The organism is Allorhizocola rhizosphaerae (assembly GCF_003426775.1).
Taxonomy (GTDB): domain Bacteria; phylum Actinomycetota; class Actinomycetes; order Mycobacteriales; family Micromonosporaceae; genus Allorhizocola; species Allorhizocola rhizosphaerae.
This window is the reverse complement of sequence record NZ_QJUG01000255.1, coordinates 1-11,225: the sequence shown is the minus strand read 5'-3', so window position 1 is coordinate 11,225 and position 11,225 is coordinate 1. Positions and strand designations below refer to the sequence as shown.

Annotated in this window: 9 protein-coding genes; 8 read left to right on the top strand and 1 reads right to left on the bottom strand. The window is 69.4% G+C overall.

Annotated elements, in window-relative coordinates; all coding sequences use genetic code 11:
• Positions 1-2,483 (top strand): RelA/SpoT family protein (locus DM816_RS35620; RefSeq protein ID WP_162908169.1); only part of this gene is annotated, 2,483 nt, incomplete at its 5' end.
• Here DM816_RS35620 and DM816_RS35615 read toward each other — a convergent pair.
• Entirely contained in the window at positions 2,467-3,732 is a 1,266-nt protein-coding gene (locus DM816_RS35615; protein ID WP_117214900.1) for an ATP-grasp domain-containing protein, read from the bottom strand. The two genes, DM816_RS35620 and DM816_RS35615, sit on opposite strands and share 17 nt — an antisense overlap.
• 104 nt (positions 3,733-3,836) lie before the next feature.
• Between DM816_RS35615 and hemG the strand changes: the two genes are divergently transcribed.
• The 7 genes from hemG (at position 3,837) to DM816_RS35580 (ending at position 11,035) form a co-directional block, all read left to right on the top strand.
• Complete coding sequence (hemG, locus tag DM816_RS35610) at positions 3,837-5,105, top strand: protoporphyrinogen oxidase (protein WP_425455314.1); 1,269 nt, start codon at positions 3,837-3,839, stop codon at positions 5,103-5,105.
• Positions 5,102-5,797: a hydrogen peroxide-dependent heme synthase gene (hemQ, locus tag DM816_RS35605; protein WP_117214896.1), complete on the top strand. Its 696-nt coding sequence runs from the start codon at positions 5,102-5,104 to the stop codon at positions 5,795-5,797. The genes hemG and hemQ overlap by 4 nt, the downstream gene beginning before the upstream one ends.
• A 326-nt stretch (positions 5,798-6,123) precedes the next feature.
• Entirely contained in the window at positions 6,124-6,558 is a 435-nt protein-coding gene (locus DM816_RS35600; protein ID WP_162908168.1) for a hypothetical protein, read from the top strand.
• 43 nt (positions 6,559-6,601) lie between these two features.
• Positions 6,602-7,723 (top strand): hypothetical protein, encoded by a 1,122-nt coding sequence (locus DM816_RS35595; protein WP_211589001.1) that lies wholly within the window; start codon positions 6,602-6,604, stop codon positions 7,721-7,723.
• Positions 7,720-9,114 carry an efflux RND transporter periplasmic adaptor subunit gene (locus DM816_RS35590; RefSeq protein WP_117214891.1) on the top strand — a complete coding sequence of 465 codons (1,395 nt, stop codon included), beginning with the start codon at positions 7,720-7,722 and terminating at the stop codon, positions 9,112-9,114. Before DM816_RS35595 ends, DM816_RS35590 begins: the two co-directional genes overlap by 4 nt.
• Complete coding sequence (locus tag DM816_RS35585; protein ID WP_117214889.1) at positions 9,114-9,791, top strand: ABC transporter ATP-binding protein; 678 nt, start codon at positions 9,114-9,116, stop codon at positions 9,789-9,791. The genes DM816_RS35590 and DM816_RS35585 overlap by 1 nt, the downstream gene beginning before the upstream one ends.
• A 56-nt stretch (positions 9,792-9,847) precedes the next feature.
• The gene (locus DM816_RS35580) at positions 9,848-11,035 is read left to right on the top strand and encodes an ABC transporter permease (protein ID WP_117214887.1); all 1,188 of its coding nucleotides are present in this window, start codon (positions 9,848-9,850) and stop codon (positions 11,033-11,035) included.
• Positions 11,036-11,225 lie beyond the last annotated feature (190 nt).

Below are 11,225 nucleotides of genomic sequence, written 5' to 3'. Positions count from 1 at the left end.
ACGAGATGCGCCTGGCGGTGACGGCCGCCGCGCAGCTGGACGCGCGCACCGGACAGGCCCTGCTGATTCGCCAGATTCGCAAGCGCCGCAACGGTTTGGCCTATCGCCGGTGGGCACTGCTCGCCCTGGCCGAAGCGGCGGCACCCAACACGCAGCGGGCCCTGCAGGCGCTCGCGCGGGCGCAGGACCCGCGCATCGCGCGCCTGCTGGCCCGGCTGACCCGCGATCCGGAATTCTCGCCTGCCGAGCGGCGCTGGGCCGCCGAGGCGCTCGCGGGTGCCGGGGACCGTCGCGGGCGCCGGGCACTGGCCCGCTTCACGGTGCCGTGGCGGCAACCGGATGTGCCGGACGCCTTGCGCCGGCTGATCGAGGCGCACCGGCTCATCCACCCTAGGGCCGACGCGGCGCTCGTGCGCCGGGCCTATGAGACTGCCGCCAAGTGGCACGCGGGCCAGTTCAGGAAGTCGGGCGACGAGCACGTCACGCACCCGCTCGCGGTGGCCGCGATCGTGGCCGATCTGGGCATGGACACCCCCACCGTGGTCGCGGCCTTGGTCAAGGATCTCCCCACCGAAACGACCTACCCGCGGGCCGATCTGGAGGCCGACTTCGGGCCGGAGGTGGCGTTGCTCGTCACCGGGGTGGCCCACAGCCGCGGGATCAAGCTGGGCGAGGCCGACCTTGCCGCGACCATCCGCACGCTGATGACCTCGTCGGCCCGCGATCCGCGCATCCTCGTGCTCGCCCTGGCCGAACGGCTGCACGACATGCGGACGCTGCGCTTCCTCATGCCCGCGCAAAAGGAGCGGATTGCGCGGGAGACGCTGGAGTTCTTCGCACCGCTGGCCCACCGGCTGGGCATCAACACCATCAAGTGGGAGCTGGAGGATCTGGCGTTCGCCGCGCTGTTCCCCAAGCGCTACGACGAGATCGTGCGCCTGGTCGCGGACTACGCGCCACAGCGCAACATGCGGCTGCGATTGATCGTCGAGCAGCTGCAATTACACCTTCGCCGGGAGGGGATCGAGGCGACGATCACCGAGGCACCCGTCCACCTGTATGCGATCTATCAGAGGATGCTCGCGTCTGGCGGGGACCTGCGTAGTCCGCAAGACTTCATCGCCGTGCAGATCCGGGTCGAGGCGGTGGCCGAGTGCTACCTCGCGCTCGGTGCCATCCATTCCACGTGGCAGCCGATGCCGGGCCGGTTCCGGGATCAGATCGCCATGCCCGCCGCGAGCCTGCATCAGGCGCTGTCGACCGCGGTGATCGCGCCCCACGGACAACCGCTGGAGATACAGATCCGCACGCATGCCATGCAAGAGCTGTTCGAGTACGGTATCGCCGCGCACTGGAAAAGCGCCGGCCGCACCAATGCCGTCGCCCACGACGACGGCCTGCTGTGGCTGCGCAGCCTGCTCGACTGGCAGCGCGAGGCGAGCAGTCCCGACGACTTCCTGGAGAGCCTGCGCTACGAACTGGGCGCCGAGGAGATCGCGGTGTTCACGCCCAAGGGCGAACCGATCCTGCTGCCCCGGGGATCCACGCCGGTCGACTACGCCTACGCGATACACACCGAGGTCGGCCACCGCTGCATCGGCGCGCGGGTCAACGGCAAGCTCGTCCCGCTGGAGTCGCCGCTGTCCAATGCGGACATCGTGGAGATCATCACGTCGAGGGCGGAGACGACCGGGCCAAGCCAGGACTGGCTGGGGTTCGCCAAGTCGCCACGGGCCCGCGCGAAGATCCGGCAGTACTTCCACCACGACCGGCGCGAGGTGGCCATCGAAACCGGGAAGTCCATGCTGGCGCGGGCGTTCCGGCGGCTGGGCATCCGGCTGGAGCGCGCGGTGGCGGGCAGCCTGCACGGCATCGCCCACGAGCTGGGACACCCGGATGTCTCCGACCTCTACGCGGCGATTGGCGAGGGGCACCTGTCGGCCCAGGCGGTGACGGGGCGCCTGACCGGCACGAGCGCCGAGCAGGAGCTGCCGACGTCGTCGCTCAGACCCGCCAAACCCACGGCCGAGGACCCGGGAGTCGTGGTCAAGGGCGTGAGCGACTTGTGGATCAAACTCGCCCGATGCTGCACGCCGGTGCCGGGTGACGATGTCTTCGGGTTCCTGACCCGATCGGGTGGGGTGAGCGTGCACCGCAAGGACTGCGACAACGCGTTCGAGCTGTTGCCACAGCTCGAACGCCTCGTCGAGGTGGACTGGCGGGCGACGGCCGCTTCGTCGTTCACGGTGGCGATCGAGGTCGAGGCGCTCGACCGGTCACGGCTGCTGGCCGACATCACCCGGGTGCTGTCCGATGAAGGGGTCAACATCCTGAGCACGTCCGGCAATGTGCGCCCGGATCGGGTGGCCGTGTGCCGGTTCAGCTTCCAGATGGCCGACACCAAGCATCTTGCCCATCTGCTCCGGGCGGTCCGCAGGGTCGAGGCCGTGTTCGACTGCTACCGCGTCACGAACGGGTCGTGAACGGTGGCCTGACGTCGAAGGCGTCCCACAGGCGCGCGACCGTGCGGGCCGTGTCGGGCAGCAGGGCGGTGCCGCCGGGTGCGGCGAGGCTTCGGGTCGATTCGAGGCGGGCCATGATGGCGCCGGGCAGGACCATCGTGCCGATGCGGGGCAGCGCGGTGAGGCCGGGCATGGGGGCGGGCACGGCGCGCACGACGCCGGCTTCGCCGCGCCAGCGCAGGATCAGCGAGCTCGCGCGTCCACATTGGAGCCCGGCGTCGGGTGGGGCGGCGTGGCCGAGGAGCGCGAGCACGTGCTGCTCGAGCACCTGCGGCAGGCCCGCCCGCTGCTGCGCGCGGCTCAACAACCACGACGACCCCAGGATGCGGGGGTTGATTTCCAGGAACGCGATCTCATGTCCGGAAACCGCCACGTCGGCGCCGAACAGGCCCCGGTGCCCGGTCTCGTGCAGCCACCACGCCACCTTCTCGGCGTGTTGGTAGACGCCCGGCGGCACGTCGATGCCGAACTCGCTGCCGCAGTAGTCGCCGAACCCGACGCCCGCCTCCGCGATGTTGCTGACCTGCAGCGAGGCGGGCATGATGCGTACCGCATCATCATAGACAACAGCGGAAACGCTGATCGTCACGTCGCCCGCGTACGCCGATGCCAGCCACTGCCCGACGTCGGGCCGATCGCACACCGCGCGCAGCACATGCTGCTCATCCGTCACGAGATAGGTGCCCTGCCCGCCGGCACCGTTGGGCGCCTGCAACACGAACGGCGTCCCGAGCGCATCGGCCAGCCTTTGATAGGAAAGCTCAGATGCGTCTATTTTAAAGAACTTTGGCGTTGGTACCCCTAACGCCCGCAACCGTTCGCGAACGAAGATCTTGTTTTCGGCGATCCGCCCGACCTCGCCGGCCGGCCGGCCGACCAGCCGCACGTCCTGGCTCCACGCCGCCGCGGCGGCCTCCCAGGCCGGGCTCACGCGCGGCGGGATGAGCAACAGCGGCCGCGGGTCGGGCCCGCTTTCGGCGAGCACGTTCGGCACGAAGTCGGCCAGGCGCGCGACGTCGCCGAAGCGCCACCGCCGCCGCACGCCGTCGACGCGCTCCAGCGAGACCGTCGCGACCTTCGATTGGTCCTTGTGTTCGTCGGCGTCCCCCGACAGGATGCACACGCACGACGGATGTGAGGCGAGCGGGCCCATCAGGCCCGGATACGCACTGGCTGTGATGAGCCGGTAGTCGTGCAAATCCCACGTCATGGACACACACCATGAGTGATGATCGCGCTGCGGTCCGGTGAGACACGCCAACCGTTCGGAGAATTGTTGGTGCACGGGGCGGGAACTTCTCGTCGATGGTTAGCCTGGGGAGCATGCGTGAGGTGACCGTAGTGGGCGGCGGGATGGCCGGGTTGAGCGCGGCGCTGCGCCTGGCGGAGGCGGGCGCGGCGGTGACGCTGCGCGAGGGTTCCGGCCGGCTGGGCGGCAAGCTGCGCACGGAACACGGTCTTGAGGCGGGCGCGGAGAACTTCCTGATGCGCGACCCGGGCGGGGGACCGAGCGCGGCCGTGCTGCTGTGCGAGCTGCTCGGGCTCGCCGACGACATCGTGCACCCGACGGGCCTGCCCGCGGGGCTGCTCATCAAAGGTGGGCTCAAACCGCTGCCGCGCGGCACGTTCCTGGGCATTCCCGGGCCGGAGACCGACCTGGAGGGCGTCGCCGCGCTCGGCGGGTCCGATGTGGACACGGGGCAACCCGTGGTGGGAGCGGACGACGTGTCGGTGGGCGAGGTGGTGCGGGCGCGCATGGGCGACGACGTCGTGGACAAGCTCGTCGATCCGCTTCTGGGCGGGGTCTACGCCGGGCGGGCCGACGGGCTCTCGCTTGAGGCGACCATGCCGGGGCTGTTCAAGCTGCTCCAGACCGAGCACACGCTTGCGGAGGCGGTGCGCCGCGGCGTGCGGCCGTCCACGGGTGAGCCCGTGTTCGGCACGGTCGTGGGCGGGCTGAGCCGGTTGATCGAGGCGGCCACGACCCGCCTTGCCGACCTGGGCGCGCAGATCCACCTGCTGGAGCCGGTGCGTGCGCTGCCCGACGGCCCGGTCGTGCTCGCGGTCCCGGGGGCCAAGGCCGCGCGCCTGCTGGACGGGCACCCGCCGCTGGAGTACGCGAGCGTGGCGTTGGTCACGATGGAGCTCCCGCCGGTCGAGCTGCCCGAGCTGTCGGGCTTTCTGGTCCCCGAGTCAGAAGACCTGTCCATCAAGGCCGCCACGTTCTTCTCGCGCAAGTGGCCGCACGTCAAGGACACGATGGTGCGACTGAGCCTGGGCCGCGCGGGCGACCCGGTGGTCCTGCAGGCGCCCGACGACGTGCTCGTCGAGCTCGCCCGGCGCGATCTGTCCAAAGTGGTCGGTGCGCTGCCCGCGCCGCTCGCTGCCCGCGTGGACCGGTGGGGCGGGGGCCTCCCGCAGTATGAGCCCGGCCACGTGCGGCGGGTCGCGCAGTTCCGCGCGTCGCTGCGCGACCGGCCCATCGCGCTGGCCGGTGCGGCCTACGACGGGGTGGGCATTCCGGCGTGCGTCAAGTCCGGCTGGCAGGCCGCCGACCTGCTTCTGGAAAGATGGATGGCATGACGAGCAACGCCGCCATGATTCGCGAGTTGAACGACACCATTCGGTACACGATGTGGTCGGTGTTCCGCGCCGACCGGCCGCTGCCGGCCATGCGGGAGCCGGTCGCGGCCGAGGCGGACTCGCTGCTGGCTCAGTTGGGGGACAAGGACGTCACGGTCCGCGGGGTGTACGAGGTGTCCGGCCTGCGGGCCGACGCCGACCTCATGATCTGGTGGCACTCGGGCACGGCCGACGCGCTGCAGGACGCGTATTCGCAATTCCGGCGCACAGAGCTGGGGCGGTCCATGGCACCGGTGTGGTCGCAGGCGGCGCTGCACCGGCCGGCCGAGTTCAACAAGAGCCACATTCCCGCGTTCCTTGCGGGCGAGCCCGCCCGTGCCTATGTGTGCGTCTATCCGTTTGTCCGGTCGTACGAGTGGTACCTGCTGCCAGACGAGGACCGGCGGGACATGCTCGCCGAGCACGGCCGGATGGCGCGCGGTTATCCGGACGTGCGGGCCAACACGGTCGCGTCGTTCGCGCTGGGCGACTACGAGTGGATGCTCGCCTTCGAGGCCGACGAGCTGCACCGGATCGTCGACCTGATGCGCGACCTGCGGGCCAGCCGGGCCAGGCGGCACGTGCGCGAAGAGGTCCCGTTCTACACGGGCCGCCGGCGGTCGATCGCCGATATTGTCAACGCACTACCGTGAATCGCCTGTAGCGGCTTTTGCTGACAGGCATGGCCGCAATGCGATGTCGCTGATCCGACTTCATGCGATTCAGATCACGCATATAGCGCGTTGTGCAGCAATTCCTTACGTGATATTCGGCGGTCGGGCCGCAATATCGTATTTCACTGTATTGAATTCTATGGCGTTCATGAAAGCGCTTGGGAATGCTCTGTTGGTCGGTTGCAATCGATGGCCGCATATCGGGAGGCGACGGGGGATATGCGCAGTCCCCTCTGCATGGAACCCGATGGCGGATACCGCGGCGGCAGCGCTTCGTGCGGCTGCCGGATCGACAGAGGAGAATCATGTTTCGAAAAGTGGGGATGATCTGTGCGGCGGCCATGGCCACAGTGGCCATGACGTTCGTGCCTAGTCCCGCGCACGCCGCCAACAACGACGGCGTCGGGGACCTCTACGAGTTCGTCCAGTGGTGGGAGCAGAGCTTCACCCAATCCTGCTACGACGAGGTCAGCAACAAGACCAGCTACGCCGGCGAAATCTTCCGCAGCACCACGTGGTGCCCCGGAACCGGCGCGGGTCAGAACCCCGCCAACAACCAGCGCAGCGTGGCCAACTACGACCCGGACTTCAGGGTCGTGTTCTGGACCGGTGCCAACTATACCGGTGACTGGTACGTAGCCAACCGGTACGGAGTGTGCCCTGTCCCCACCGACTGCTGGTACTACGCCACTCTCGGCGGGTGGGACCTCGACATCGAGTCGCACTACTTCGCCGTGTAGCCAGGCATAGCCGGCTCCATCCTCGCACCGGTGACAATCCGGTGTGTCCGAAGCTGGCCTGCCCGCGGGATTCGGGCAGGCCAGCGCCCTGGCGGGCAGACCGCACGGGTCGGCTTGCGCAGCACCACCAATCTTGCCCGACGCGGCTCATAATATAGACATAGCTGGCTCTTTCTCGAATATCGCTAGCAATAAGATCAAAACGATAGAGGCTTCCGCCATGACTCTTCCCCGTACATCTTCGGTGTCCCGATCCCGGAGCAGCCCATCGTTGCTGCTTGCCGGGCTTGTGTTTCTGGCCGCGATCGCGGCGTGCGACGGTGGGGACAAGCCGAGCGACAACGGAGAACCCGCGCTGGGCGCGATCCCCACGGTCCGCACCGCAAGCGAGATCGTGCTCCCGCTCGACAGCTATCTACCCGACGACTCCACCCAGCGCACGATCTCGGCCGCGCAGAACATCCTGCTGCGCCAATGCGTGGCCCGCTTCGGCCTGGAGTTCCCGATCAGCCTGGGCGGCGACTCGACGACAAGTCCGAATCTCAACGCCCGAAGGTATTTCGTCTTCGAAGAGGCCAAGGCCCAGACGGACGGTTACCATCTCAGCCGAGAGGCCCGCGATGAGATGGATCGCGTTGCGGCCGAACGCAATGCGGGCCGCGTGGAGATCTCCAGCGACGTCCGCAACATCGTCGAGGGCAAGGGCCCCACGACCTTCAACGGCCAGCCCGTGCCGCAGGGCGGCTGCAGCAAGGAGGCCGCGGCGAAGCTCGGCGGTGACGGCGTCGACACGATAAAGCTCAACGTGCAAGGCCTTCGGCACGAATCCTACGGCCGGATGATGGCCGACAGCCGCGTGTCCGCCGTGAACGCGCTGTGGAGCAAATGCATGAAGGAGCTCGGGTTCGACTATCCGGATCCCAAGGCCGCCAACGAAGACCGGCGCTGGAGCGCCGACGAACCGAGCAAAGTGGAGATTGACACCGCCGTCGCGGACGCCAAATGCAAGAACAAGCACAATGTCGTCGGCGTGATGCTGGCCGTCGAGACGGCGTACCAGAAGAGAATCATCGACCAGAAGGCGGCGGAGCTCAACGAGGTCAAGAGTTTGTACACCGCGCAAGCGGCGAACGCCGCGAAGGTCATCGCGTCAGGTGGGAAATGACGGACTCACCCACGCCGCTGGTACGGCGCAGAAGAATCCTGCTCTGGGGCGCGTCCGGGCTGGCGGCGCTGTCGGTCGGCGGCGTCGCCCTGGCGACGAGAATCAAGTCGCCGCGGCAACTCGCCGCCGAGACCGAGGCACCCGAATTCACCCTGCTGACCGTGCCGGTCGAGCAGCGGGTGCTGCGCAAGACCGTGGTCTTCCGGGGCACGATCACGCAGTCACAGTCGATCGGGGTGTCCCCGGCCTCGGCGTGGGGCGCGGAAAAGGTGATCCTCACCGGGGTGCGGGTGAAGCCCGGTGACGTTCCGAAGGCCGGACAGGTGATCGCGGAGATATCCGGCCGGCCGGTGATCCTTCTGGCCGGCACGGTGCCCGGCTTCCGGGATCTGCGGCCCGGAGCGTCCGGAAAGGACATCGGCCAGCTGCAGCAGGCGTTGCGTGACATCGGATATCAGGTGAAGCAAAACGAGGGCACGCTCGGGCCGTCGACCAAGAACGCGCTTGTCAAGCTGTACCAGGACATCGGATACCCGGTCCCGGACACGGGCGAGACCGACAACCGGGCGGTCGCCGACGCCCGCGCACAGGTGGAGGCGGCCCAGACGGCGCTGGAGCAGGCGCAGCAGGCAGACCCGCCGGCGCAGGCGGCCATCGACGCGGCCAAGTCCGCGCTCACCGCGGCCAAGGCGAAGCTCGCGGAGCTGGAGTCGCGCACCGGGCCGATGCTGCCGCTGAGCGAGGTGGTGTTCGTGCCGAGTTTCCCGGTTCGCGTGGTCAGCGCCAAGACGGTGATCGGCGGGACACTCCAGGGCCCGGTCGTGGTGCTGGCGACCGGCGACGTGATCGCCGCCGGCACGCTCACCGGCAATGCCGATCAGGGCATCGCCGTCGGGCAGACGGCACAGATAATGGTCGACGACTCCAGCACCAGCGTGCCCGGCAAGGTGTCCGCGGTGGGCGCGGACGCGGCGGCGATCATCGCGGCGGGCGGACAGTCCAATGACGACAGCAACAGTCAGGGTGGCTCGGGCCAGGGCGGCAACTCGGGCGGCGATGATGGCACACAGGCGGGTTTCGCGGTCGTGGTGCGCGCCGACTCGCCGATGGACGCCGCACTGGCCGGCAAGACCGTGCGGCTGACCGTGACCGTGGCGGCCACCTCCGCGCCGGCGCTCGTCGTGCCGGTGTCCGCGGTGTCCGCGGGCGCCGACTCGGTGGAGACCGTCACGGTGGTCGACGCCTCCGGCGGCAAGCGCGTCGTGCCCGTCCGGGTGGGACACAGCGGCGACGGCTACGTCGAGGTCACGCCGGTCGAGGCCGGCGCACTGGGCGTCGGCGACAACGTGTTGCTCGGCATCAACCCGGCAACGCAGGGAACTCGCGGCTGATGGGCCCGCCGGTCATCGAGTTCGAGCGGGTCGGCCGCACGTATCCCGGCCCGCCCCCGGTCCCGGCGCTGCGCCCCGCCGACCTGTCCATCCAATCTGGAGACTACGTGACCGTCGTCGGCCCGTCCGGCTCCGGCAAATCGACGTTTCTCAACCTGGCCGGCCTGCTCGACCTGCCGAGCACGGGCGCCTACCGGCTCGATGGGATCGACGTCTCCCGGCTCAACGAACGCGAACGCAGCTCGGTGCGTGCGCAGCGGATCGGCTTTGTGTTTCAGGCATTCCATCTGCTGGTCCACCGCAGCGCGCTGGAAAACGTGATCCTTGCCATGCTGTACAGCGGCGTCCCCCGCGGTGAGCGGGCCGTGCGGGCCCGGGACGCGCTCGACAGCGTCGGGCTGACCCATCGCACTCATGCGCTGCCGTCCACCATGTCCGGCGGCGAACGCCAGCGCGTCGCGATCGCCCGCGCACTGGTCAACCGGCCGAGCCTGCTGCTGTGCGACGAGCCCACCGGCAATCTCGACTCCGTGACGGCCGCCTCGGTGCTGGACCTCATGGGCGAGCTGAACCGGCGGGGCATGACCGTGGTCGTGGTCAGCCATGATCCCGGGGTCGCGGCCCGCGGCAACCGCACTGTCACCATCCAAGACGGAATCTTGGGAGAGAAGCGGTGAACCGGTTGATCGCCCGCCTGTGCCGCCGAGAGCGGTCTGCCGTTTCGCTGTCGCGAATGGACGTTCGTGACCTGTGCGCGGAGGCGCTCGCCGGTGTGCTGCAGCGTCCCGGCCGCTCGATGCTGACCGCGCTCGGCACGCTGCTCGGCGTCGCGACCTTCGTCACGGTCCTGGGGTTGACGGCCACCACCAGCGGCCAGATCAGCAAGCAGTTCACCGAGCTGTCGGCCACCGAGGTGACGGTCGAAGACACCGCTTCCGACGTGGAGCTGGCCGGAGACCCGTTCCCCGCGGGGGCCATCGAGCGGCTGCGAGCGGTCGACGGCGTCGTCATGGCCGGCGTCTGGTGGTCTGCCGGACAGCGGTCGGTCAGCCGCCTTCCCGCCGCCGAGCCGGCGCGGATCGATCGGCTGCCGGTGGTGAGCGTCAGCCCCGGCGCGGTCGCCGTCGCCCATCCGGAACTGGCGGCGGGAAGGCTCTTCGACGACTTTCACAACCGCAGGGCCGAGCGGGTCGCGGTCGTCGGCAGCGCCGTCGCCGCGCGGTTCGGCATCGACCAGCTCGACGGCAGGATGGCCGTCTTCATCGACGGCGTGCCGTTCACGGTGGTGGGTGTGCTGTCCAAAGTGGAGCGCCATGCCGAGCTGATGCTGTCCGTTCTGGTACCCGAGCAGACCGTGCGCCAGCTGTGGGGCCTGCCGGGGCGGGGCGAGCCGCTGCGGGTGACCGTGGAGACCCGGCTCGGTGCCGCGCAGGCGGTGGCCGCGCAGGCCGCGGTCGCGTTGCGGCCGGACGCCACCGAACGGCTGAAGGTCATCGCGCCGCCGGATCCGCGGAGCCTCAGGGAGGCGGTCAGCACCGACCTCAACACCCTGTTCCTCGTGCTGGCCGCGATCTGCCTGGTCATCGGAGCGGTCGGGATCGCCAACACCACCTTTGTGTCGGTGCTGGAACGGGTACCGGAAATAGGTTTGCGAAGAGCGCTGGGCGCACGGGGCGTCCACATCGCCGCCCAGTTCCTCGGCGAGAGCGCCGTGCTCGGCAGCCTGGGCGGCCTCGTGGGCACGTGCCTCGGCATCGCCACGGTGTCCGGCATCGCCGCGATGCGGGAGTGGACGGCGGTCGTCGAACCCTGGACCACCCTGCCCGCTCCGCTGCTTGGCACGGTCACCGGCCTGCTGGCCGGCCTCTACCCGGCGCTGCGCGCGTCCCGCATCCAACCCATCGACGCACTACAACGTTGAAAGGTGAGCACCGTGGGTCGTCACCATCTCCTGGCGCTATTGGCAACGGTCCTGCTGACCGGCGCCGCAACCTGCGACCAGCCCGCATCCGACACGCCGACGACGCCGTCCACCGAGCGGCGGCCGGGCAGCGGCCAGCCCGGCGAGGGCGGCCCGGGCGCGGGTCCCGGCGGCCCTCCCGGACCGGCCG